General features: G+C 75.1%; 22 protein-coding genes and 1 tRNA gene. 5 read left to right on the top strand and 18 right to left on the bottom strand.

The annotated features are described in order from the left end of the window. Positions 1-3: 3 nt before the first annotated feature. Complete coding sequence (locus tag ACI78Q_RS01290) at positions 4-1,182, top strand: ATP-binding cassette domain-containing protein (RefSeq protein WP_456921494.1); 1,179 nt, start codon at positions 4-6, stop codon at positions 1,180-1,182. A 10-nt stretch (positions 1,183-1,192) separates the two neighbouring features. On the opposite strand, the gene ACI78Q_RS01285 is transcribed toward ACI78Q_RS01290, so the two are convergent. The 10 genes from ACI78Q_RS01285 to dacB all read right to left on the bottom strand — a co-directional run bounded on the left by ACI78Q_RS01285 (position 1,193) and on the right by dacB (position 10,734). Beyond that, positions 1,193-1,693, bottom strand: a complete 501-nt coding sequence (locus ACI78Q_RS01285; RefSeq protein ID WP_456921493.1) for a DUF3180 domain-containing protein — start codon at positions 1,691-1,693, stop codon at positions 1,193-1,195. Between the two features lie 5 nt (positions 1,694-1,698). Next, the gene (gene folK / locus ACI78Q_RS01280; RefSeq protein ID WP_456921492.1) at positions 1,699-2,205 is read right to left on the bottom strand and encodes a 2-amino-4-hydroxy-6-hydroxymethyldihydropteridine diphosphokinase; all 507 of its coding nucleotides are present in this window, start codon (positions 2,203-2,205) and stop codon (positions 1,699-1,701) included. Beyond that, positions 2,202-2,591, bottom strand: coding sequence for a dihydroneopterin aldolase (gene folB, locus ACI78Q_RS01275; protein ID WP_456921491.1), 390 nt, complete (start codon positions 2,589-2,591; stop codon positions 2,202-2,204). Before folB ends, folK begins: the two co-directional genes overlap by 4 nt. Next, positions 2,581-3,444 (bottom strand): dihydropteroate synthase, encoded by an 864-nt coding sequence (folP, locus tag ACI78Q_RS01270; protein WP_456921490.1) that lies wholly within the window; start codon positions 3,442-3,444, stop codon positions 2,581-2,583. The genes folB and folP overlap by 11 nt, the downstream gene beginning before the upstream one ends. Continuing rightward, positions 3,441-4,064: a GTP cyclohydrolase I FolE gene (folE, locus tag ACI78Q_RS01265; RefSeq protein ID WP_456921489.1), complete on the bottom strand. Its 624-nt coding sequence runs from the start codon at positions 4,062-4,064 to the stop codon at positions 3,441-3,443. The genes folP and folE overlap by 4 nt, the downstream gene beginning before the upstream one ends. Positions 4,065-4,116: 52 nt before the next feature. Beyond that, positions 4,117-6,108, bottom strand: coding sequence for an ATP-dependent zinc metalloprotease FtsH (ftsH, locus tag ACI78Q_RS01260; protein WP_456921488.1), 1,992 nt, complete (start codon positions 6,106-6,108; stop codon positions 4,117-4,119). Between the two features lie 379 nt (positions 6,109-6,487). After that, on the bottom strand, positions 6,488-7,075 hold the full coding sequence (gene hpt / locus ACI78Q_RS01255) for a hypoxanthine phosphoribosyltransferase (RefSeq protein ID WP_456921487.1): 588 nt from the start codon (positions 7,073-7,075) through the stop codon (positions 6,488-6,490). A gap of 26 nt (positions 7,076-7,101) precedes the next feature. Then, positions 7,102-8,088, bottom strand: a complete 987-nt coding sequence (tilS, locus tag ACI78Q_RS01250; protein ID WP_456921486.1) for a tRNA lysidine(34) synthetase TilS — start codon at positions 8,086-8,088, stop codon at positions 7,102-7,104. A gap of 19 nt (positions 8,089-8,107) precedes the next feature. Next, positions 8,108-9,202, bottom strand: a complete 1,095-nt coding sequence (locus ACI78Q_RS01245; protein WP_456921485.1) for a zinc-dependent metalloprotease — start codon at positions 9,200-9,202, stop codon at positions 8,108-8,110. A 107-nt stretch (positions 9,203-9,309) separates the two neighbouring features. Next, a complete protein-coding gene (gene dacB, locus ACI78Q_RS01240; protein ID WP_456921484.1) occupies positions 9,310-10,734 on the bottom strand; it encodes a D-alanyl-D-alanine carboxypeptidase/D-alanyl-D-alanine endopeptidase in 1,425 nt (474 codons plus the stop codon). Between the two features lie 55 nt (positions 10,735-10,789). Between dacB and ACI78Q_RS01235 the strand changes: the two genes are divergently transcribed. Further along, the gene (locus ACI78Q_RS01235; RefSeq protein WP_456921483.1) at positions 10,790-11,281 is read left to right on the top strand and encodes an inorganic diphosphatase; all 492 of its coding nucleotides are present in this window, start codon (positions 10,790-10,792) and stop codon (positions 11,279-11,281) included. Between the two features lie 172 nt (positions 11,282-11,453). Here ACI78Q_RS01235 and ACI78Q_RS01230 read toward each other — a convergent pair. From ACI78Q_RS01230 to tmk, 3 genes are all read right to left on the bottom strand, one after another. Next, positions 11,454-11,526: transfer RNA gene (locus tag ACI78Q_RS01230), tRNA-Thr, on the bottom strand. A 59-nt stretch (positions 11,527-11,585) separates the two neighbouring features. Beyond that, the gene (locus ACI78Q_RS01225) at positions 11,586-12,746 is read right to left on the bottom strand and encodes a DNA polymerase III subunit delta' (protein ID WP_456921482.1); all 1,161 of its coding nucleotides are present in this window, start codon (positions 12,744-12,746) and stop codon (positions 11,586-11,588) included. Next, a complete protein-coding gene (gene tmk / locus ACI78Q_RS01220) occupies positions 12,743-13,423 on the bottom strand; it encodes a dTMP kinase (RefSeq protein WP_456921481.1) in 681 nt (226 codons plus the stop codon). Before tmk ends, ACI78Q_RS01225 begins: the two co-directional genes overlap by 4 nt. Before the next feature lie 103 nt (positions 13,424-13,526). Between tmk and ACI78Q_RS01215 the strand changes: the two genes are divergently transcribed. The 3 genes from ACI78Q_RS01215 (at position 13,527) to ACI78Q_RS01205 (ending at position 15,193) form a co-directional block, all read left to right on the top strand. Next, a complete protein-coding gene (locus tag ACI78Q_RS01215) occupies positions 13,527-14,318 on the top strand; it encodes a trans-aconitate 2-methyltransferase (protein WP_456921480.1) in 792 nt (263 codons plus the stop codon). Positions 14,319-14,399: 81 nt separating this feature from the next. Then, the gene (locus ACI78Q_RS01210; protein WP_456921479.1) at positions 14,400-14,828 is read left to right on the top strand and encodes a hypothetical protein; all 429 of its coding nucleotides are present in this window, start codon (positions 14,400-14,402) and stop codon (positions 14,826-14,828) included. Beyond that, entirely contained in the window at positions 14,825-15,193 is a 369-nt protein-coding gene (locus ACI78Q_RS01205; RefSeq protein WP_456921478.1) for a winged helix-turn-helix domain-containing protein, read from the top strand. Before ACI78Q_RS01210 ends, ACI78Q_RS01205 begins: the two co-directional genes overlap by 4 nt. Here ACI78Q_RS01205 and ACI78Q_RS01200 read toward each other — a convergent pair. The 5 genes from ACI78Q_RS01200 to ACI78Q_RS01180 form a co-directional block, all read right to left on the bottom strand. After that, on the bottom strand, positions 15,172-15,936 hold the full coding sequence (locus ACI78Q_RS01200; protein ID WP_456921477.1) for a class I SAM-dependent methyltransferase: 765 nt from the start codon (positions 15,934-15,936) through the stop codon (positions 15,172-15,174). The genes ACI78Q_RS01205 and ACI78Q_RS01200 overlap by 22 nt on opposite strands. An 8-nt stretch (positions 15,937-15,944) precedes the next feature. Further along, complete coding sequence (topA, locus tag ACI78Q_RS01195; RefSeq protein WP_456921476.1) at positions 15,945-18,842, bottom strand: type I DNA topoisomerase; 2,898 nt, start codon at positions 18,840-18,842, stop codon at positions 15,945-15,947. Positions 18,843-19,036: 194 nt separating this feature from the next. Then, positions 19,037-20,548, bottom strand: a complete 1,512-nt coding sequence (locus ACI78Q_RS01190; protein ID WP_456921475.1) for an alpha/beta hydrolase — start codon at positions 20,546-20,548, stop codon at positions 19,037-19,039. Further along, entirely contained in the window at positions 20,545-20,862 is a 318-nt protein-coding gene (locus tag ACI78Q_RS01185) for a hypothetical protein (protein ID WP_456921473.1), read from the bottom strand. Before ACI78Q_RS01185 ends, ACI78Q_RS01190 begins: the two co-directional genes overlap by 4 nt. A gap of 166 nt (positions 20,863-21,028) precedes the next feature. Continuing rightward, on the bottom strand, positions 21,029-23,290 hold the full coding sequence (locus tag ACI78Q_RS01180; protein ID WP_456921472.1) for a sodium-translocating pyrophosphatase: 2,262 nt from the start codon (positions 23,288-23,290) through the stop codon (positions 21,029-21,031). Positions 23,291-23,408: the final 118 nt, after the last annotated feature.

Raw genomic sequence — 23,408 nt, 5'->3', positions numbered from 1 at the left:
GTCGTGGACGCTACTGCCGCTCCGCCCGTCCCCACCACGGCACGCCCGGCGCCCACCGGGGACGGCGTCGCCCAGGAGATCCGCCTGGAGGGGGTCAGCAAGGTCTACCCGGACGGCACGGTCGCCGTCGCCGAGCTCGACCTGACCCTCGCCGCCGGGGAGCTGTCGGTGCTGGTCGGGCCGTCGGGCTGCGGCAAGACGACGACCATGAAGATGATCAACCGGATCATCGAGCCGTCGACCGGCCGCATCCTGATCGGCGGCGAGGACGTCACCCGCGCCGACGCCGACCGGCTGCGCCGCCGCATCGGCTACGTCATCCAGAGCGTGGGCCTGTTCCCGCACCAGACGGTGCGCACCAACGTCGGCACCGTCCCGCGCCTGCTGGGGTGGGACAAGCGGCGCACCCGCGACCGGGTGGACGAACTGCTGACGACGGTCGGCCTCGACCCCGCCGTCCACGGGGACCGCTACCCCGCCCAGCTCTCCGGCGGGCAGCGGCAGCGGGCCGGGGTGGCCCGCGCCCTGGCCGCCGACCCCGCCGTCCTGCTGATGGACGAGCCGTTCTCCGCCGTCGACCCGGTGGTGCGCGAGCGGCTGCAGACGGAGTTCCTGCGGCTGCAGGAGACGGTGCGCAAGACGATCGTGTTCGTCACCCACGACATCGAGGAGGCGGTGCGGCTCGGCGACCGCATCGCGGTGATGAGCAGCGGCGGCCGGGTCGAGCAGTTCGCGCCGCCGGCCGAGCTGCTGGGGCGCCCCGCCAACGACCGGGTGGCCGACTTCGTCGGCGCGGACCGCGGGCTCAAGCGGCTGGCGGTGACCGCCGTCGACGCCGCCGACCTGGAGCAGCCGCCGGTGCTGCGGGCCGACGACGGGCTGGCCGACGCCGGCGCGGTGCTGGACCGGGCCGGCGCCGCGTGGGCGGTGGTCCTGGACGGGGCGCGGCCGGCCGGGTGGCTGCCCGCCTCGCGGGCGGCCGGGGCCGGGACCGTGGCCTCGGCGATGGCCCCGGGCGGGGACACGGTGCCGGTCGGCGCGCCGCTGAAGACGGCGCTGGCGACAATGCTGCAGTCCGACGCCGGCTGGGTCGCGGTCGTCGACGGCGACCGCTACCTGGGCGTCCTCACGCCCGGGTCCCTGCACGCGGCACAGCGCCGGTCGGTCGCGTCGTCGTCCTGACCGGCGGGTCTCAGCCGCGCGCCGCCGCGGGCGGTTCGTCGTCCTGACTCGACGGCGGGATGCGGCAGACCGACTCCAGCCACAGCGCCGCGCCGAGCAGGGCCGCCGCGCAGGCCACGCCGACCACGGCGGCGACGGTGTCCCCCGCCGCCGCCTCGAGCCGCGACACGGCCGGCGCCACGTGCGCGAGCACGCCCAGCCAGATGCCGACGAACGCCGCGCCCACGTAGGCGCTGGCCTGGGCGAGCACCGCGGCGCGGGCCACCAGCATCGGCTCGACGGGCCGCACCGGGGGTGCGGTGCCCCGCTCGGCCGGTGGGCGGCGGTCGCGCTGGGCGGCCAGCCGGGCCCGCAGGGTGCGGGCGCCGAGCAGCTCGGCCACGGCCAGGACGGCCAGCGGCACCGGCAGCCACCAGCTCAGCCCGGGCAGCGACCCGTACGCCGTCCGCACCACCAGCCAGGTCGCGACGGCCAGGCCGGCGGCCAGGACGGCGAGGTCCCGCCGGGACACCGGCCTCACCGGAGGTGGTCCCAGCGGACGACGGCCGCGACGTCCTCGGGCGGCAGCGCGGCCAGCAGGTCGGCGACGCGCCCGTGGCCGGGGAGCTCCGCAGTGGGGTCCAGGCTCAGCCACGGCACGAGGACGAACGCCCGCTCGTGCGCGCGCGGGTGCGGCAGCGTGAGCACCGGGTCGTCGGAGAGCACCGGCTGCCCGTCGTCCCCGGTGACCGTGACGACGTCGACGTCGAGGGTGCGCGCGCCCCAGCGCACCTCCCGCGTGCGCCCGGCGGCCTGCTCCAGCTCGGCGGCGCGGGCCAGCCACCCGGCGGCGTCCCGGTCGCCGCGCACCACGACGACCGCGTTGAGGTACGGGGGCTGCTCGACCGGCCCCCACGGCGGCGTCTCGTACAGCGTCGAGCGGGCGACGAGCACGCCGTCGTCCGCCAGCGCGGTGATGGCGCCGCGCAGCGCGGCGGCGCGGTCGCCGAGGTTGGCGCCGAGGGAGAGGACGGCGCGGCTCATGCCCGCTTCTCGCGGCGGATGCTCACGCTGACGTCGTCGAAGGGCACCCCCAGGTCGGCGTCGGGCTTGTGCACGGTGATCTCGACGGCGTCGACGAGCGCGGACGCGAGGCAGACGTCGGCCAGGCGCTGGGCGAGGGTCTCCAGCAGGTCCACCGGCTCCCCGGTGAGGACGGCGTGCAGCTGCTGGGCCAGCTCGGCGTAGTTGACCGTCTTCTCGAGGTCGTCACCGGCCGCGGCGGGGGCGGTGTCGAGCTCGAGAACGGCGTCGACGCGGAAGGTCTGGCCCCTCTCTCGCTCCCAGTCGTAGACGCCGTGGTGGGCGTGCGCGGTGATGCCGTGGACGGCGATGCGGTCGGGGCGGCGGGGCGGGTGGTCACTGGCCACGGGTGCTCCCCTCACGGCGGGCGGCCTGGACGGCGGCGACGGTGCGGACGGCGTCGGCGGAGGCGGCCGCGTCGTGCACCCGCACCCCCCAGGCGCCGGCCTCGGCCGCGAGCACGGTGGTGGCCAGGGTGGCGGCGTCCCGCTGCTCGGCGGGGCGGACGGTGCCCTCGGCGTCGGCCAGCAGCCGGCCGAGGAAGGTCTTGCGGGAGGCGCCGACCAGCACCGGGAGGCCGAGGCCGACGATGCGGTCGAGGCCGGCGAGCAGCCGCCAGTTGTGCTCGGCCCGCTTGGCGAAACCCAGCCCGGGGTCGAGGACCAGCTGCTCGGGCGCCACCCCCGCGGCGACGACGTCCTCCACGCGGGCGGTGAGCTCCGCGCAGACCTCGGTGACGACGTCCCCGTAGCGGGCCGCGGCGTACATCTCCCGGCTGTGCCCGCGCCAGTGCATGAGCACCCAGGGCACGCCGGCGTCGGCGACCAGCCGGGCCATGCCGGTGTCGGCCAGCCCGCCGCTCACGTCGTTGACCAGGGTGGCGCCGGCGCCCAGCGCGGCCTCCGCGACCTCGGCGCGCGTGGTGTCGACGCTGACCCGCACCCCGGCGTCGGCGAGCTCCCGGATGACGGGCAGCACCCGGCGGCACTCCTCGTCGGTGTCCACCCGGTCGGCGCCGGGGCGGGTGGACTCCCCGCCGACGTCGACGTAGTCGGCACCGGCGGCGTGCATGGCCAGTCCGTGCGCGACCGCCGAGTGCGCGTCGGCGAAGCAGCCGCCGTCGGAGAACGAGTCGGGCGTGACGTTCAGGACCCCCATGACCACGCAGTGGCCGGGGCGGGGCAGCTCGAGGGCGGTCACCGCCCCAGCACGAGGCTCATCGCCTCGCTGCGGGTGGCCGGGTTGTCGCGGAAGATCCCGCGGACGGCGGAGGTGACCGTCGTCGAGCCGGGCTTGCGGATGCCGCGCATCGCCATGCACAGGTGCTCGGCCTCGATGACGACCAGCACCCCGCGCGGCTTGAGGACCTCGGCCAGCGCGTCGGCGATCTGGCTGGTCATCCGCTCCTGCACCTGCGGGCGGCGGGCGTAGACCTCCACCAGCCGCGCCAGCTTCGACAGGCCGGTCACCCGGCCGTCGTCGCCGGGGATGTAGCCGATGTGCGCGACGCCGTGGAAGGGCACCAGGTGGTGCTCGCAGGTCGAGTACATCGGGATGTCCTTGACCAGGACCATCTCGTCGTGGTCCTCGTCGAACGTGGTCGCGAGGACGTCGGCGGGGTCCTGCCACAGGCCGGCGAAGGTCTCCGCGTAGGCGCGGGCGACCCGGCCCGGGGTGTCCTTCAGCCCGGGCCGGTCCGGGTCCTCCCCGACGGCGATGAGCAGCTCACGGACGGCGGCCTCGGCCCGCTCCTGGTCGACGCCGGAGTTCGGCGGTCGCCGCAGGAGCAGATCGTCCGGCTCCGCCGGGACCTCGCTCACGCCGCCACCCCGCCGGCGCCCGTCGACCGCGTCCGTGGCGCCAGGAGCTCACTCACCGCTGCACCGGTGCGCCGACGTCACCGACCGCCGTGGAGCCGCCGCCGATCCGGCCGCTGCCGTTCTGCGCCGCCCGCTCGGCGGGGGTCAGCACCGGCGGCTGGTCCGAGGGCGTCCGCTTGCCGAAGCCGTTGTACGGCGCCAGCGAGGGCCGCTTGGTGACCGGCTCGCAGATGCGGGCCATGTCCTCCTTGGAGAGGGTCTCCTTCTCCATCAGCTCCAGCACGAGCTGGTCGAGGACCCCCCGGTACTCCACCAGGATCTCCCAGGCCTCGTCGTGGGCGGCCTCGATGAGCGCGCGGATCTCGGCGTCGATGTCCGCGGCGACGGCGTCGGAGTAGTCCGGCCGGGTGTGCATGTCCCGGCCGAGGAACGGCTCGGACTCGTTGCTGCCGTACTTGACCGCGCCCAGCTTGGCGCTCATGCCGTACTGGGTGACCATCGCGCGGGCCAGCGAGGTGGCCTTCTCGATGTCGTTGCCCGCGCCGGTGGTCGGCTCGTGGAAGACCAGCTCCTCGGCGGCCCGCCCGCCCAGGGCGTAGGCGAGGGTGTCGATCATCTCCGACCGGGTCTGCGTGTACTTGTCCTCGGTCGGCAGCACGAGCGTGTGCCCCAGCGAGCGGCCGCGCGGCAGGATCGTCACCTTGTGCACCGGGTCCAGGTTGGGCAGCGCGTGCGCCACGAGGGCGTGCCCGCCCTCGTGGTAGGCGGTGACCTTCTTCTCCTTCTCGCTCATCGCCCGCGTCTTGCGCTCGGGGCCGGCGATGACGCGGTCGATCGCCTCCTCGAGGGTGGCGTCGGTGATGACCGTGCCGTTGTTGCGGGCGGTGAGCAGCGCGCCCTCGTTGAGCACGTTGGCGAGGTCGGCGCCGGTGAAGCCGGGGGTGCGGCGGGCGACGGTCTCCAGGTCGACGTCGGGCGCGAGCGGCTTGCCCTTGGCGTGGACGGAGAGGATCGCCTTGCGGCCCTCGAGGTCGGGGCGGTCGACGGCGATCTGCCGGTCGAAGCGGCCCGGGCGCAGCAGGGCGGGGTCGAGGATGTCGGGCCGGTTGGTGGCGGCGATCATGATGACGCCGCCCTTGACGTCGAAGCCGTCCATCTCGACGAGCATCTGGTTGAGCGTCTGCTCGCGCTCGTCGTGGCCGCCGCCCATGCCGGCGCCCCGGTGCCGGCCGACGGCGTCGATCTCGTCGACGAAGATGATCGCCGGCGCGTTCTGCTTGGCCTGCTCGAACAGGTCGCGGACGCGGCTGGCGCCCACACCGACGAACATCTCGACGAAGTCCGAGCCGGAGATCGAGAAGAACGGCACCCCGGCCTCACCGGCGACGGCGCGGGCGAGCAGCGTCTTGCCGGTGCCGGGCGGGCCGAACAGCAGCACGCCCTTGGGGATCTTGGCGCCCACGGCCTGGAACTTGACCGGGTTGGCCAGGAAGTCCTTGATCTCGTGCAGTTCCTCGATCGCCTCGTCGGCGCCGGCGACGTCGGCGAAGGTCGTCTTCGGGGTGTCCTTGCTGACCACCTTGGCCTTGGACTTGCCGAAGGCCATGACGCCGCGGCCGCCGCCCTGCATGGAGTTGAACAGCCAGAACAGCAGCAGCAGGAGGATCACGAACGGCAGGAAGCTGATCAGGATGCTGACCAGGACGTTGTCCTGCGTGACGTTGGTGTTGAAGTCGACGCCGCCCCCGTCGCCGTTCAGGCCGGAGACCAGGTCGAAGATGTCGTCCGACGCGCCGATCGGGTAGGACGCAGTGATCTTGTCGCTGCCGTCGACCGCGTTGGTCAGGTCGAGGTCGAGCGTCTGTTCCTTGTCGTTGATCGTGACCGACTCGACGTTGCCGCCGGTGATCTGCTCCAGCGCGGTCGCGGTGCTGACCTCCTGGTAGCCACCGTTGCCGCGGAACAGCGAGGAGAACGCCAACGCCAGGAGGACGACGAGGACGACCCAGAACCACACGGAGCGGAAGATCTTCTTACGTTCCATACACCGATGCCGGGCGGCCGGGGGTCCGGCCTGGCCCGTCCACCCTCCTGATCGTCCGCGGGGACGCTTCGGCGACCCGGGCGGGCACCCCGGCGCTCGTGCAGCGTCGTTGCGATCGACGGTACACCGGGGACCCTGGACGACAGCTGTGCGCGAGCCGCGAAGCGCCTGCACGTCCCCCGGTCGGGGAAGCCGCCGTCAGCGCACACCGCAGCGGCTCAGCGCAGCCCGGGACGGCCGTGGCCACGGCCCTACGGGAGCCGGGGACGGCACCTGGGCCGGGGTGGACCGGTCGCGGGGGCCCGGAGGGTTCCCCGACCGGGACACGGGCAGGGGCTCAGCGCCGGCCGCTGGCCGCGGTGTCGGCCGGAGGCCGACGTCAGGACGAGTACACCTCGGGGCGCAGCGTGGCGATGTAGGGCAGGTCGCGGTAGCGCTCGGCGTAGTCCAGGCCGTAGCCGACGACGAACTCGTTCGGGATGTCGAAGCCGATGTAGCGGACCGGCACCTCGACCTTCACCGCGTCGGGCTTGCGCAGCAGGGCGCACACCTCGAGGGACGCCGGCCGGCGGCTGCCGAGGTTCTTGAGCAGCCAGGAGAGGGTCAGCCCGGAGTCGATGATGTCCTCGATCACCAGGACGTGCTTGTCGCTGATGTCCCGGTCGAGGTCCTTGAGGATGCGGACGACGCCGGAGGAGCTGGTGGCCGAGCCGTAGGACGACACGGCCATGAACTCCATCTGGGTGGGCAGCTGCAGCGCCCGCGCGAAGTCGCTCATGAAGAGCACCGCACCCTTGAGGACGCCGACCAGCAGGACCTCCTTGCCGGCGTAGTCCTCGGCGATCCGGGCGGCCAGCTCGGCGATCTTGGCCTGGATCTGCTCCTCGCTGAGGAGCACGTGGTCGATGTCGGGGCCGTAGCCGTGGTGGTTGCCCAGCTCTGCGGTGCCGCTGGCCTGCTCACTCACGTGTCGCGCTCCTCAGGTGGTGCGGATCAGGAGCCCCGCGCATCCGGGGGCAGGACCACGAGCCTGCCAGACGCCCGGACCACCCCCGCACCGCCCGGTAGGTCGACCCGGCCCTGCCCGCGCCACCGGGTGAGCAGGGCGTCGACGGCGGCGAGGTGCACCGCCTGGAGGTCCGGCACGCCCGCGCCGCGCAGCCAGCCCCGGAGCACGCGGCGCCGGAGGGCGGGGGGCAGGGCGGCGAGGTCGCGGGCCGGGACGGGGTCGGCGGGGGGTGACTCGGCGCCGGCCAGCCGGGACAGCTCGGCGGCGGCCAGGTCGTCGAGGGCGTCGAGGTCCTCCCGCAGCATCGCCGCGGTGCGGGCGAGGGCGGGCGCGACGCCGCCCCCGAGCACCTCCTCCAGCAGCGGGAGCACCTCGGTGCGCAGCCGCACGCGCGTGTACGCCGGGTCGGTGTTCCACGGGTCCTCCCACACGGGCAGCCCCTGGTCGGCGCAGGCGGCGCGGGTGGTCTCCCGGCGCACGCCGAGCAGCGGCCGCCACCAGTGCCCGCGGTGCTCGACCATCCCCGCGACGCTGCGCGGCCCCGAGCCGCGGCCCAGCCCGAGCAGCACGGTCTCGGCCTGGTCGTCGAGGGTGTGGCCGAGGGCCACGCGGGCACCGCCGCGCGCCGCGACCTCGGCGAGCGCGGCGTACCGGGCGGCGCGGGCCGCGCCCTCGGGACCGCCGTCCGCACCGACGTGAACCGGGACGACGGAGACCGGGTCCAGGCCCAGGCCGCGCAACAGCCCGGCGGTGGCCTCGGCGCGGGCGGCCGACCCGGGCTGCAGCCCGTGGTCGACGGTCACCGCCCCGGCGGGGACGCCGGCGCGCGGGGCCTCGAACGCCACGGCCGCGGCCAGGGCGAGGGAGTCCGCTCCCCCGCTGACGGCGACCAGCACCGGGGCCGTCGACGCCGTCAGGCCGGGACGCACCGCGCTGCGGATCCGGGCGACCGCCGGCGGCGGGCCGGACACCGCTACCCCTCGCCGGCGGTCACGAGCCCCCGGCGACGATGGCGGGGCGGCCGTGCACCCGCTCCACCCAGCGGGCCGGGTCGGTGAGCTCCTCGATGCGGGGCAGCGTCCCCGGCCCCGACCAGACACGGTTGAAGCCCTCCATGCCGACGAGGTCGACGACGCCGCCGACGAAGTGCCGCCCGTCGGCGTACTGCTTCATCTTCTGCTCCAGCCCGAGCAGCCGGCGCAGCACGCGGTCCAGCGGGCCACGGCCCTTGCGCCGCTGCGCGAACCGCTTGCGCAGCGTCTTCACCGATGGGACGACGTCGGGCCCCACGCCGTCCATGACGTACTCCGCGTGCCCCTCGACCAGGCTCATCACCGCGGTGACCCGGTCGAGGACGGCGCGCTGGCGGGGGTCCTGGACCAGCGCCATGAGGCCGCTGTCGTCGCTGCCCTCACCCCCACGGACGGCGTCGCCGATGCCGCGCAGGACGTCGCGCAGCCGGTCGCGCAGGACGTCGGCGTCGAGGTCGGTGGCCGCCACGAACTCCGCCACCTGCGCCTCGAGGTGGTCGCGCAGCCACGGGAACGCGGTGAACTGCAGCTGGTGGGTGACCTCGTGCAGGCACACCCACAGCCGGAAGTCGCTCGGGTCCACGCCCAGGCGGCGCTCGGCGTCGACGATGTTGGGCGCGACCAGGAGCAGCCGGCCGCCGGTGCCGAACACCTCGTACTGGCCCAGCACGCGCGAGGACAGGAAGGCGAGGATCCCGCCGGCCTGCACGCCGGTGGCCCGCGAGCCGATCGCGGTGGCCAGCGGGCCGGGGCGGGAGTCCTGCCGGGCCATGAGCGCCTCGACCAGGGGGTCCATCAGCGCGGCCATCCCCGCGGCGTTCGCGTCCACCCAGCCGGGACGGTCGACGACGGCGACCTCGGGCACCGGGCCCGACGGGAGCGCCTGCAGACCGGTCAGCCGCTCGACGTGGGCCACGGCGGTGGCGGCGGCCTCGTGCAACTCGCGGACGACGGCGGCGGCCTCCTCCCGCGTCGTCTCCGGACCCGGGCCGACCAGGCGGCGGGCGGTGCGTCCGGCGAGCTCCCAGTCGACCATCGAGGCGGCGCTGCTCATCGCCTCACCGTACGCGGAAAGAGGACCACCCTTCCTCCCACGCCTCGTAGGAGGGCCTCGCCCTCCCCACCCCTCGCGCGCTCAGGGCGGTCCCGGGACGAGGCCGTTCAGCGGCAGCCGCAGCCGGCCAGCGCGGTCGCGACGTCGTCCAGGGCGTCCTCGGCCGCCTGCCCGTCGCCCGGCGCGCCGTCCGCGACGACGGCGAAGGTCAGCAGCCGCCCCTCCACGGTGACCACCGTGCCGGCGAGGGCGTGGACGCCGAGCAGCGTGCCGGTCTTGGCGCGCACCGTGCCGGGTGCGGTCCGGGGGTCCTCGTCGCCGCGGTCGGCGAGGGTGCCGTCGTAACCGGCGACGGCCAGCCCGGACAGCACCGCCGTCGCCTCGGAGAGGGTGCCGTCGGCCGCGCCGGTGAGCAGGTCGGTGAGCAGGTCGACGGGCACCCGGTCGTCCTGGGACAGGCCGCTGCCGTCGAGCAGCGTCACCCCGGCGACGTCGAGGCCGGCCGCCGCCAGCGCCGAGGTCACCGCGTCCGCGGACCCCTCGAAGGTGGCCGGCAGGTCGCGGGCGAGGGCGACGTGGCGGGCCAGGGTCTCGGCGAGCAGGTTGTCGGACTGGGACAGCGCCTGTTCCACCAGCCGGGCCACCGGCGCGGAGTGCACCGTGCCGAGCGTCTCGGCGCCCTCCGGCGCGACGTCGAGGGCGATGGTCGCGCCCGGCACGCCGAGGGCGTCGGCGAGCGCGGCGCCGGCGTCCAGACCCGGCTGGCCGCTGCGCGGGGGCTCCCCGGGGCGCACGCGGGCGCCGTCCACCGCTGTGGCGGTGACCGGGGCGGCGTAGCTGGAGGGCGCGTCGCCGGGACCCCAGCCGGCGGCGGTCAGGGGCCCGGTGAACAGCGAGCTGTCGACGACGACGCGGGTGACCTGGGTGCCCGACGGCAGGGCGGCGCGGACCTGCGCGGCGAGGTCGGCGACGGTCGGCGCGCCGGGGTAGCTCAGGGAGGGCGCGGTGGTCGACAGCGTCGGGTCGCCGCCGCCGACGAGGACGACCTCGCCCGGGGCCTCCCCCGCCACGACCGTCGTCTCGAAGGTGGTCTCCGGGCCCAGCGTGGTCAGCGCGGCGACGGCGGTGAGCAGCTTCGCCGTCGAGGCGGGGACCGCCGGGGTGTCGGCGTCCCGGTCCAGCAGCAGCTCGCCGGTCGCGACGTCGACGACGGACGCCGAGACGCCGGCGCCGAGGGCGGGCGCGGCCAGCAGCGGCTCCAGGTCGGCGGCCAGGACGTCGGCGTCCGGCGCGGGCGCCTCCGATCCCAGCGCGGCCAGCACCGGCGCGGCGGCCTCGACGTCGGGCAGCCGGGCCTCGGCGACGCCCGGCTCGTCCGCCGTCCCGCCGTCCCCGGACCCGGGAGCGACCAGGAGCCACACGCCGCCGGCGACCAGGAGTAGCACCACGACGAGGCCGAGGAGGAGCCGGCGACGCAACCGTGAGTACTTCGGCGTGACGGTCGCCGACCCGCTCGACGCGATGGTGCCCACCCCCTGGAACGACCTCCGGCGGTCGCCCGGGGTCCGGTGAGCCACACTACGACCCGTGCAGTTCGACGTGACGATCGAGATCCCGAAGGGCCAGCGGAACAAGTACGAGCTGGACCACGCCACCGGACGCATCCGCTTGGACCGGATGCTCTTCACCTCCACCCGCTATCCCGCGGACTACGGCTACATCGAGAACACCCTGGGCATGGACGACGACCCGCTCGACGCCCTGGTGCTGCTGGACGAGCCGACGTTCCCCGGGTGTCTCATCACCTGCCGGGCCATCGGCATGTTCCGGATGACCGACGAGAAGGGCGGGGACGACAAGGTCCTCTGCGTGCCGGCCACCGACCCGCGCATGGCCCACCTCACCGACATCCACGACGTGTCGGAGTTCGACCGGCTGGAGATCCAGCACTTCTTCGAGACCTACAAGGACCTCGAGCCCGGCAAGTCGGTCGAGGGCGCCGAGTGGGTCGGCCGCGCGGAGGCCGAGGCGGAGATCCACGCCTCGCTCGCGCGGGCCCAGGAGAACGGGCACCACTGACCCCACCCGCTGCCGCTGGCCCTCTCCGAGCGGCCGCCGAGCGCACGACGGACGCCGACGGCGGTGCACCCCTCAGCGGGTGCACCGCCGTCGGCGTTCGCGGTCCGGTCGCGGGACAGCCCCCGGAACGACACAGCGGGCCCGTCCTGGTGGACGGGCCCGCTGTGTGCTGAGCCGCCTGTCGGAATCGAACCGACGACCTTCTCATTACGAGTGAGATGCTCTACCGACTGAGCTAAGGCGGCGGGCGTGCGGCGAACAGCTTACGTGACGGCCGCGCCGTCCCCGCGCAGGGGCGGGTGTGTCATGCCGGCAGCCGCAGCGCCACGGTGAGCGCCTCCACCGCGATCTGCGGCTTCACGTTCTGCTCCAGCGCGACCCGGCAGGCCAGGACGGCGTCGATGCGCCGCAGCGCCCCCTCCGCGCCGATCCGCCGCGCCAGCTCCTCGGCGTCGGCCCGGCGGTCGGGGTGGTTCAGGGGCAACGGCTCGGCCGTCGCGGCGTCGAGCACCAGCGCGTCGCGGTAGAGCCCGGCCAGGTCGACCAGGGCCCGGTCGAGCGAGTCGCGGCCGATGCGGGTGGCGCGGGACTTCTGCCTCTTCTCGAGCTCCTTGAGCTGGCCGGCGCTGCCCCGGCTGGCCGCGACCACGCCAGGCCCTCGGGCGCCGACGCCCAGGCTGGCCTTGAGCGCCTCGGTCTCGGCGCCGTTGAGGGCCTCGGTCGCCGCGTCGGTCTCCTCCTGGGCCGCGCCGACGAGGTCGTCCGCGGCGTTGAGGCAGGCGGCGAGCGACACCAGCGACAGCGGGATGTCGAGCACCGCCTTGCGGGCCAGCCGCGCGTCCTCGTCCCGGGCGAGCCGCCGGGCGCGGCCGACGTGGCCTCCCGCCGCGGCCGCCGACCACGCCGCCAGCGCGGGGTCCACGCCGTCGCGGCGGACGAGCACGTCGGCGATGGCGTCCACCGACGGCGTGCGGAGGCTCACGACCCGACACCGCGAGCGGATGGTCACCGACACGTCGTCCGGGTGCAGGCTGGGGGCGCAGAGCATCACCACCGTCCGCGGCGGCGGCTCCTCGATCATCTTCAGCACCGCGTTGGCCGCGGCCTCGCTCATCCGGTCGGCGTCCTCGACGATGATCACCTGCCAGCGACCCTGGGACGGCGCCCGGCCGGCCACCCGGACCAACTCGCGGGCCTCGGTGACACCGATCGACAGCCCGTCGGGGACGATGAGGTTCACGTCGGCGTGCGTGCCGGCGACCACCGTGCGGCAGTCGTGGCAGGTGCCGTCCCCTCCGTTCGCGCACTGCAGTGCGGCGGCGAAGGCGCGCGCGGCCACCGACCGGCCGGAGCCGGGCGGGCCGGTGAACAGCCAGGCGTGGGTCATCGCGGCCGGGTCGGCGACCGCGGCGCGCAGCTCCTCGACGACCGTGGGCTGGCCGATCACGTCGTCCCAGACCGTCACGCCCGCTCCCCCAGCAGCGCGCCCACCCGGGCCCGGACGTCGGCGGCCAGCTCCTCGACGCCGCGGGTGGCGTCGAGGACGAGGTAGCGGCCGGGGTCGGCCGCGGCGAGTGCCAGGAACGTCGCCCGCACACGCTCGTGGAAGTCCAGCGACTCCGACTCGAGCCGGTCGGCGGCTGCCCGCCCCCGGGCCCGGGCCAGCCCCACCTCCGGCGACAGGTCCAGCAGCACGGTGAGGTGGGGGCGCAGCCCGCCGGTGGCCCAGCGCGAGATGGCCGCGACGTCCTCGAGCGGGATGGTGCGCCCGGCGCCCTGGTAGGCCAGCGAGCTGTCGATGAACCGGTCGGTGACGACGACCTCGCCGGCCTCGAGGGCGGGGCGCAGGACGGCGGAGGCGTGCTGGGCGCGGTCGGCGGCGTACAGCAGGGCCTCGGCACGCGGCGAGAGGCCGGTGTGGGCGCGGTCGAGCACGATCGCGCGGATCGCCGCGCCGGCCGGCGTCCCGCCCGGCTCGAAGGTCGACCTCGAGTGGCGCCCCGCGGCCGTCAGCCACTCGCACAGCAGCCGCACCTGGGTGGACTTGCCCGCTCCCTCGCCGCCCTCGAAGGCGACGAACAGGCCGGGCGCCGCGGCGCCGTCGGCCGCGACGGGCAGGGAGAGCGGGCCGTCGTCGGACACGGGGATCGCGGGCTCCCGGAGGTGGGGTGGGGCGGGTGGACCGGGCGCCACGGTACCGGCCGGCACCGACCGTCCCGTGCCGCCGCGGCCCTAGGGTCGGACCGTGACGAGCACCGGTGCGTGGGACCCTGCCGGCTACCTGCGCTTCGCCGACGAGCGGGCGCGGCCGTTCGCCGACCTGGTCGGCCGGATCGGCGCCCGCGATCCGCGGGTCGTCGTCGACCTGGGCTGCGGGGAGGGCGCCCTGACCGCGTCGCTGGCCGCGCGGTGGCCCGGCGCGCGGGTGACCGGGGTGGACTCCTCCTCGGAGATGCTGGCCGTGGCGAGGGCCCACGCCGCTCCGGAGCGGCTGGCCTTCCGCCTGGGCGACGTGCGGACCTGGTGCCCCGCGGAGCCGGTCGACGTCCTCGTGACCAACGCCGTCCTGCACTGGGTGCCCGGGCACGTGGAGCTGCTGCGCCGCTGGGCGGGGCAGCTGGCACCCGGCGGGTGGCTGGCCATGCAGGTGCCGGGCAACTGGCGGGCACCGACGCACGCGCTGCTGGCCGACCTGTGCCGCTCGCCCCGCTGGACGGCGACGCTCGCGACCGCCGCTCCGGCGCCCGACACGGTGCTGGACCCCGCCGGCTACCACGACGTCCTCACCGGGGCCGGGCTGGCCGTGGACGCGTGGGAGACCACTTACCTGCATGTCCTCACTGGGCAGGACCCGGTGCTCGGCTGGGTGCGCAGCACGGTGCTGCGCCCGGTGCTCGCCCTGCTCGAGGAGGACGACGCCGCCGAGTTCGAGACGGAGTACGCGGCCGCGCTGCGGGCGGCCTACCCGCCTCGGGACGACGGCACGACGCTGCTGCCCTTCCGGCGGGTGTTCTCCGTCGGCTTCCGGCCGGGCTGACCGCCGATGCGGTGGCAACTACTTGACGAGCGGGAAAGTAGTTGCCAGGGTGTCGCCACCCGCCGCCGGAGAGGGAAGCCGATGACCGCCCCCACGCCCCAGTCCGCCGCCGCGCTGCTCGCCGAGGCCGCCGCGGCCGACGCCCGGGTGCGCCGGGAGGCCAGCCCCGCGTCGTCGGGGTTCCTCGCCACGCTGGGGTGCGCGAGTGCCGGGTTCTTCCTCGCCCAGCCGGTCGCGGACGGCGACCGCGGCGTGCTGGCCGCCGGGGTCGTCTTCGTGCTGGCCGTGCTCGGCGCGGTGCTGGCGCTGGTCGCCGGCCGGCGCTCCACCCGGCACGGGTTCGCCCGCCGGTTCGGCCTGGCGATGGGCGGCTGGGCGGTGGTGTTCGCCGTCGGGCTGGCGGTGGGGCTGGAGTCCGGCCTGGCCCGCAGCTGGAGCTTCTGGGCGCCGCTGGCGGTCCTCGTCGCGGTGCCGTGTCTCGTCGGCGCCTGGCGCGAGCTGCCGCGGTGAGCACCGAGCACCCGCGGCACCTCCTCGACGAGGTCATCCACGCGCCAGTGCGCTTCTCGGTGATGGCGACGCTGGCCTCGGCCGAGGAGGCGGAGTTCGGGTTCGTCCGCGACGGTGTCCAGGTCAGCGACTCGTTGCTGTCGAAGACGGTGAGCGCTCTGGAGAAGGCCGGCTACGTCGAGGTGCGCAAGGGCTACGTGGGCAAGCGGCCGCGCACCTGGCTGCGGCTGAGCCGGCGCGGCCGGGAGGCCTTCGGCGCCCACGTCGCCGCGCTGCGGGCCATCGCCGACGGCGCCGCCCCGCCGGTCCCGCCGGGTCAGCCGATCCCACCGGGTCAACCGGTTCAGCCCGGCACGAGCCGGTAGGCGTCGGTCCGGTAGGGCAGGTCGACCAGCTCGCGGCCCCGGGTGTCGGGGTGGGTGGCGAGCACGTCGCGGACCTCGGCGAGGAACGCCTCGCGCCGTGCGTCGTCCATGGTGGCGACGTAGCTGCGGGTGGCGATGCCGCCGACCACCTGCTCCGGGGTGATCCGCTGGACGACGCCCGACCGGAAGCGCTCGACCCGCGCCCCCAACTCCCGGGCGAAGTCGTCGACGACGCGCTGGTCGGCCTCGTGGTCGCGGGACTCCGCGGCCAGTGCCCGGCCGAGCGCGCCGACCCACGGCACCTGCTCGTCGCGGGTGTTCCAGACCAACCCCACCACGCCGCCCGGGCGCAGCAGCCGGCGCATCTCCGCGGCCGCCGGGATCGGCTGGAACCAGTGCGCGGCCTGCCCGGCGACGACCGCGTCCACGGCGGCGTCCGGCAGGGGGACGGCCTCGGCACCGCCGGCGACAGCCACGACACCCGGGTGGCGGGTGCGCAGCTCGGCCAGCATCCCCTCGGCGGGGTCGACGGCGACCACCTCGTGGCCGGCGGCCAGGAGGACGCCGGTGAGCAGCCCGGTGCCGGCGCCCAGGTCGAGCACGCGCCGGGGCTGCTCCCCCAGGAGGAAGGCCACGGCGTCGGCCGGGTAGCTCGGCCGCAGCTCCGCGTACCCGGCGGCGACGGAGCCGAACGACTGGCGCCGCTCCTGCCAGACCGTCGGGTCGAGGTCCCCGGTCGGCACCCCGGGCCTCAGCCGGCGGGGACGGCGTCGGTGCCGGCGGCCGCCGTCGTCGTCGCGGCCTTCTTCACCGTCGCCTTCTTGGCCGTCGCCTTCTTGGCCGTCGTCTTCGCGGCGGCCGTCTTGGTGGCGGGGGTCTTCTTCGCGGCGGCCTTCTTCTTGGTGGCCTTCTTCGTCGTCGGCCGCGCCCGCCGGTCGGCGAGCAGCTCCGCGGCACGCTCGAGGGTGATCGTCTCGACGTCGTCGCCCTTGCGCAGGCTGGCGTTGGTCTCGCCGTCGGTGACGTACGGACCGAACCGGCCCTCGCGGACGGTGATCGCGCCCTCGCTCACCGGGTCGTTGCCGAGTTCCTTCAGCGGGGCGGCGGCGGCCCGGCGTCCGCGCTGCTTGGGCTGGGCGAAGATCGCCAGGGCCTCGTCGAGGGTGACGGTGAACAGCCGGCCCTCGTTCTCCAGCGAGCGGCTGTCACTGCCCTTCTTCAGGTACGGCCCGTAGCGGCCGTTGAGTGCCTGGATCTCCTCGCCGTCCGGCGCGACACCGACCGTGCGGGGCAGGGTGAGCAGCTTGAGCGCGTCGTCGAGGGTGACCGTCTCCGGGGACATCGACGAGAACAGGCTCGCCGTCCGCGGGGCGTCCTTGCTGCCCTCGGGGACCACCGTCGTGACGTAGGGGCCGTACCGGCCGGCCTTCACCACGACCGGCAGTCCCGACTCCGGGTCGGTGCCCAGCTCGCGGTCGCCGGACGGCGCGGCGAGCAGCTCCTCGACCTTCTCCTGGGTCAGCTCGTCGGGCGCGAGGTCCTCCGGTAGGCTGACCCGCGGCCCCTCCTCGCCGCCGACCTGCAGGTACGGGCCGTAGCGGCCGACCCGGACGACGACCGGCTCACCGCCGGGGCCGGTGGCCCGCAGCGGGATCGAGTTGATCCCGCGGGCGTCGATCTCCTCCAGCCGCTGGCCGATGACCTGCTTGAGGCCGCCGGCCTGCGCGATCGCACCGGCGTGCCGGCCCTCACCGCCGAAGTAGAACTCGGTCAGCCAGTCCACGCGGCGCAGGTCCCCCGCGGCGATCTCGTCGAGCTCCTCCTCCAGGCTCGCGGTGAAGTCGTAGTCCACCAGCTGGGCGAAGTGCTGCTCGAGCAGGTTCACCACGGCGAAGGCCACGAAGGTGGGCACCAGCGCGGCGCCCTTCTTCCAGACGTACCCGCGGTCCTGGATGGTCTGCAGGATCGAGACGTAGGTCGACGGCCGGCCGATCCCGAGTTCCTCCAGCCGGGCGGTGAGGCTCGGCTCGGTGTAGCGGGACGGCGGCGTGGTCGTGTGCCCCTTGGCCTCCAGCGCCCGCGTGTCCAGCTGCTGGCCACGCTCCAGCCGCGGCAGCCGGCGTTCGGCGTCGTCGCTGCCCTGGTCGTCGTCGCCCGCGCTGCCCTCGTCTCGCGACTCGACGTAGGCCCGGAGGAACCCGGGGAAGGTGATGGTGCGACCGCTGGCGGTGAACTCGACCGCCTCGTCGGTGCTGCTGCGCCCGGCCAGCCGGATGCTCACCGTCTGCCCGACCGCGTCGGCCATCTGGGAGGCGATCGTGCGCTGCCAGATCAGCTCGTAGAGGCGGAACTCGTCGCGGGCCAGCTGACCGGCGAGCTGCCCGGGGGTGCGGAAGTTGTCTCCGGCGGGGCGGATGGCCTCGTGCGCCTCCTGGGCGCCCTTGGCCTTCTTCGCGTACCGACGTGCCTCCGCGGGGACGAAGGCGTCTCCGTAGAGCTGCCGCGCCTGGGTGCGGGCGGCGTTGATCGCCTCGTTGGAGAGGTTGGTCGAGTCGGTCCGCATGTAGGTGATGTGGCCGTTCTCGTACAGCCGCTGGGCGACCCGCATGACCTGGGCGGAGGACCAGCCGAGCTTGCGCCCGGCCTCCATCTGCAGGGTCGAGGTGGTGAACGGGGCGTAGGGACGGCGCCGGTAGGGCTTCTCGTCGACCCGGCTGACGGTGACCTGGCGGCCCTCGAGGCGGGCGGCCAGCCCGCGGGCGCCGGCCTCGTCGAGGTGCACGACGTCGCCGGTGACCCGGCCGGTGGCGGGGTCGAAGTCGCGGCCGGTGGCCACGCGGCTGTCGTCGACGCTGACGAGCTTGGCCCGCAGGGTCGTCGGCTCGCCCTCGTCGGCGGCGGCCCGCTGGCCGGTGACCGCGAAGGTGCCCTCGAGCGACCAGTAGTCGGCGGCGTGGAAGGCCATCCGCTCCCGCTCCCGCTCGACCACGATCCGGGTGGCCACGGACTGCACCCGGCCGGCCGAGAGCTTGGGCAGCACCTTCTTCCACAGCACGGGGCTGACCTCGTAGCCGTAGAGCCGGTCGAGGATGCGGCGGGTCTCCTGGGCGTCGACCAGCGCGGTGTCCAGCTCGCGCGGGTTGGCCACGGCGCGGGCGATCGCCTCGGGGGTGATCTCGTGGAACACCATGCGGCGCACCGGCACGCGCGGCTTGAGGGTGTCGACCAGGTGCCAGGCGATGGCCTCGCCCTCGCGGTCCTCATCGGTGGCGAGGTAGACCTCGCTGGCGTCCTTGACCAGCTGCTTGAGCCGGCCGACCTGCTGCTTGCGGTCCGGGCTGACCACGTAGAGGGGCTCGAACCCGTTGTCGACGTCCACCCCGAGCCGGGCCCACGAGGCGCCCTTGTGCTCGGCGGGCACGTCGGCGGCGTTGCGGGGCAGGTCCCGGATGTGCCCGACGCTGGCCTCGACGACGTAGCCGTTGCCCAGGTAGCCGGCGATCTTCCCGGCCTTGGTCGGGGACTCCACGATGACCAACGGCCGCCCACCGCCGGCGGCCGCGGTGCGGCGGCGGGCAGGGGTGCTGGTGCCACCGGCGGTCCGGCCGGCGGTCTCGGTGCCGTTGTTCGCGGTCTTCGTGGGGGCCACGGTGCTCCTGTCGGTGCTGCTCGGTGCAGGCGCCGTCCGTCCGGCGCCGGGCCACGCGGTTGCTGCGCGTACGCCCTCGGCGACGCCACGGTAGGCCACGACCCCGACGAGAGGGTGCCGGGCAGCCCGCCGTGGGCGTGCCGTCACCCGCTCCAAGGGCCGATGGTCGCCACGTGTTCCCGCCGCCCAGCGGGTCATCGCGGCTCCGGCACCGCCGCGACGACCTCGCCGATCGCGGCCAGGGTCGGGAAGTGCTCGGAGTAGTACTCGGTGTGCATCATCACCGGGCCGGTCGGCAGCTCGACGGCCCCGAAGGCGTCCCGCCAGGTCTGGTGCGACCCGTGCCAGTCACGCCAGGTGATCGGGTCGGCGGGCGACGAGGCCTCGTACACCTCGTCGACCTCCAGCCCCTCGGCGTCGTTGTCCATGCCGGGGCTCCCGTTCAGCACGACCGCGTCTGCGGCCAGGGCGCCCGGTTCCTCGGCGGCGGCGTCCACCACCGTCGTCCCGTAGCTGTGCGCACTGATGACCACCCGCGCCGGGTCGGCGCCCCGTGACGCCGCGACGCCGTCGAGGAACCTGTCGAGGGAGCGACCGCCCTCCCGGCCGGCCGCGGTGCCGAGGGCCCCGGTGGCCATCGGCGGCCGGTAGCCGAACCAGGCCACCGATGCGACCGCGAGTCCCGGTGCGGCGGCGAGGGCTGCGCCGGCGAGCGCGTCGGCACCGGCGGTCAGCTCGTCGAGGTCGTGCTCCACGCTGTTGCGCATCCCGGGGATGGTGACGACGACGGAGTCGGCGGTGTCCACGTCGCCCGCGGCTAGGGCCACCAGCTCCTCCTGCGGGAGGAACTGCAGGAGCTGCACGGTCTCGCCCGCCGCTTCCCTGGCGGAGAGCTCCAGGCCCACCGATGCGGCGACGGCGTGGCCCGGTGCCGACGGGTCGGCCGCGACCCGGCCGAGGACGAGCCGGTTGGCGCGGTCGCGGGCCCAGGCCGGCAGCCCCTCCAGGTTCCCGATCCGCTCGGGGTGACCGTGGATCGCGCTGGTCCGCGCCGCCACGGAGAGGGCCGCCCACCAGCCGGCGACCGCCGCGGGGGCGGCGGCGCGCGGCGGCAGCGGGACCGGTGCGGATGACGTGCCGGCGGCGACCAGCCACGCAAGGTCGTCGAAGGTCCCCGGCGCCAGGGGGCCACCGACGCCCAGCCGGCCGAGTGCCTCCGCGGCCTCCGCTGCGGCGAGATCCGCCCGTCGCGCCGCCTCCACGGCGTCGACCCCCAGTGCCTCGGCCCGCAGCGCCGCGGCCGTCTGTCCGGTGTCCCCGCCGGGAAGGGCGTCCACCGGCAGCGGGCCGGCCAGCCGCCCGGCGCCGTCCAAGACCACCGGAACGGCCGAGGCCGCAGCCAGCGCCTCCTCGGCCAGCTCCTGGGCGGTCGCAGCGTCGGCGAGCAGCCGCTGGGCGTGTCCGAGCGACTCGGTGAGCGCCGCGGCGGTCGCGGTCGCGACCGTGGACACCTCGATGAGGGCGGCACCGGCTGCGTGCGCCGCCGGCCCGTACCAGCACCCGGTCCCGGTGAGCGACCGCCCGACGGCCTCCATCCGGGCCCGCCAGGCCGGGAGCCGCTCGGCCACCGAGTCGAACGTCCAGACGGCACCCCGCAGCAGCGGCACGTCCCAGCCGGCGACCTCGGTCAGTGCGGGCGTGCTCACCGCGGGGCCGCGCCCGGGCGGAGCACGAGCACCCGGTCGGCGAGGACCGTGTCGGTCAGCCGATAGGAGTCCACCGCCGCGGACAGCGTGGTGGCCAGCGCCCCGGTCTGCTCCGCGAGCAGCTCGAGCAGACCCGCCCAGCCCGAGCCCGCGGCCTCCGCTCGCGCCGCCGTCTCACCGCTGACCGCGGCTCTCAGGGAGACGGCGGTCGAGCGGCACAGCCGGGCGTCGTCCCCGAGCTCGGCGGCGAGCGCAGTCAGCTCCGCGGCCAGGGCGTCGATGGCGTCGAACTGGGCGGCGATGGTCACGGACACGGGGCCTCCGGGCGGTCGAGCCGTCCCGCGGTGGGATCGGCGCGGCCGACGCTAGGCCCGACATCCGGCTGACCGGGGCGCCCCGTCCACAACGACCGCCGGTGTCCACAGACCGCTCCGGGACCCTCCGCCGGCAGGCGCCGGACCGGAGGATCCCGGCGTGCGGTCAGGGAGCGGAGACGGTGAGCGAGTTGGCGGAGGCGTTGGCCGCCCCGCCGACGACGACCGACCGGCGCTTGGACACCACGACCGCGCCGACGATGATCGCCGCGGCGACGAGGGCGATGACCAGCCGGAGCGTCGTGTTCTGGTCCTCCCCCACCGACATGCCGACGACGGCCGGGGCGATGAGCAGCGCCACCAGGTTCATGACCTTGATCAGCGGGTTGATCGCCGGCCCGGCGGTGTCCTTGAACGGGTCGCCGACGGTGTCGCCGATGACCGTCGCGGCGTGGGCCTCGCTGCCCTTCCCGCCGTAGGCGCCGTCCTCCACCATCTTCTTCGCGTTGTCCCAGGCGCCGCCGGAGTTGGCGAGGAACACCGCCATCAGCGTGCCCGCGGCGATCGCGCCCACCAGGTAGGCCGCCAGCGGCCCGAACCCGAGCCCGAAGCCCACCGCCACGGGCGCCAGCACGGCGAGCAGCCCGGGGGTCGCCAGCTCGCGGAGGCTGTCCTTGGTGCAGATGTCGACGACGCGGCTGTAGTCGGGCCGCTCGGTGAAGTCCATGATCCCGGGGCGGGTGCGGAACTGCTCGCGCACCTCGAACACCACGCGCCCGGCGGCACGGGACACGGCACTGATCGCCAGCCCGGAGAAGAAGAAGACGACTGCCGCACCGAGGAGGGCGCCGACGATGTTGTTCGGGTTCACCAGGCTGAAGGCGCTCCCGAGGGTGTCGCCGGCCTCCTCCAGCGCCACGCCGATCTGCGCGTTGTAGGAGCCGAACAGCGCCGTGGCGGCGAGTACCGCGGTGGCGATCGCGATGCCCTTGGTGATGGCCTTGGTGGTGTTCCCGACCGCGTCGAGGTCGGTGAGCACCCGGGCCCCCTCCTCGTCGATGTCGCCGGACATCTCGGCGATACCCTGCGCGTTGTCGCTGACCGGGCCGAAGGTGTCCATCGAGACGATCACGCCGGCCGTGGTCAGCAGCCCGCAGCCGGCCAGCGCGACGGCGTAGAGGGCAGCGCCGCCACCGACGAGGAACGCGCCGTAGACGGCGCCGCCGATCAGCAGCGCGGCGTAGACGGCCGACTCCAGGCCCAGGGAGATGCCGGAGAGGATGACCGTCGCCGGGCCGGTCAGCGAGCTGCGCCCGACGTCCTTGACCGGCTTGCGGCTGGTCTCGGTGAAGTAGCCGGTCAGCAGCTGGATGGCGCCGGCGAGGACGATGCCGATCAGCACCGACACGAAGCCCAGGACCTGCGGGCTGATCACGCTGTCGGGCACGTCCGCGACGCTGGGCAGCACGGTGAAGGAGGCGGCGGCGACCAGCACGAGCGAGACGACGGCGGAGGTGAAGAAGCCGCGGTTGATCGGGGCCAGGCCGTTCGCGTCGCCCTTGCCGGGGTTGCTGGCCAAGATGCCGACGACCGAGGCGATGACCCCGATGGCGGCGACGGTCAGCGGGAAGACCATGCCGACGGCGCCGAAGAAGACCTGACCGAGGATCAGCGCCGCAACCAGGGTGACCGCGTAGGACTCGAAGAGGTCGGCGGCCATGCCGGCGCAGTCGCCGACGTTGTCGCCCACGTTGTCGGCGATGGTCGCGGCGTTGCGGGGGTCGTCCTCGGGGATGCCGGCCTCGACCTTGCCCACGAGGTCGGCGCCCACGTCAGCGGCCTTGGTGAAGATGCCGCCACCGACACGCATGAACATCGCCAGCAGCGCGCCGCCGAAGCCGAAGCCCTCGAGGACCACCGGGGCGGTCTCGTCGAACAGCAACAGCGCGAGGGCCGCGCCGAAGAGGCCGAGACCGACGGTGATCATCCCGCAGACGCCCCCGGTCCGGTACGCGATGCGGAAGGCCGGCCGGTAGCCGCCCGTGCGCGCGGCCGCCGCGACGCGGACGTTCCCGCGGGTGGCCAGGGTCATGCCGATGAACCCGACCATGGCGGAGAACAGGGCACCGACGAGGAAGAACAGTGCGCGCCCGAGCCGGGTGCCCCACCCGCCCTCGTGGACGGGCAGCACGAGCAGGACCAGGAAGACGATGACGGCGAAGACCGCGAGGGTGCGGAACTGTCTGCGCAGGTACGCCGCCGCACCCTCCTGCACCGCCTTCGCGATGTCGCGCATCGTCACCGTGCCCTGGTCGGCCGCCATGACGGCGCGGACGAGGTAGGCGGCGAAGGCGAGGGCGGCGATCGAGATGGCGAGGACGATCGTCACCAGGACGACGTCCCCGCCGGAGAGTGCGCTGTCCGGCATGTGTTTCCTCCAAGCGGTCGGCTGCCCCCGGGGCTCACCTGCGCTCCGGTCGGCGGAGGTCCCGTCCAGTACGGGCGGGGGCTCCGCACGTCCTGGGCGCCGCGTGAGTGTAAGGGAG

This window comes from Geodermatophilus sp. SYSU D00705, assembly GCF_054050135.1.
The sequence above is the reverse complement of the archived record's forward strand: the minus strand, read 5'-3'. Positions and strand labels throughout refer to the sequence as shown.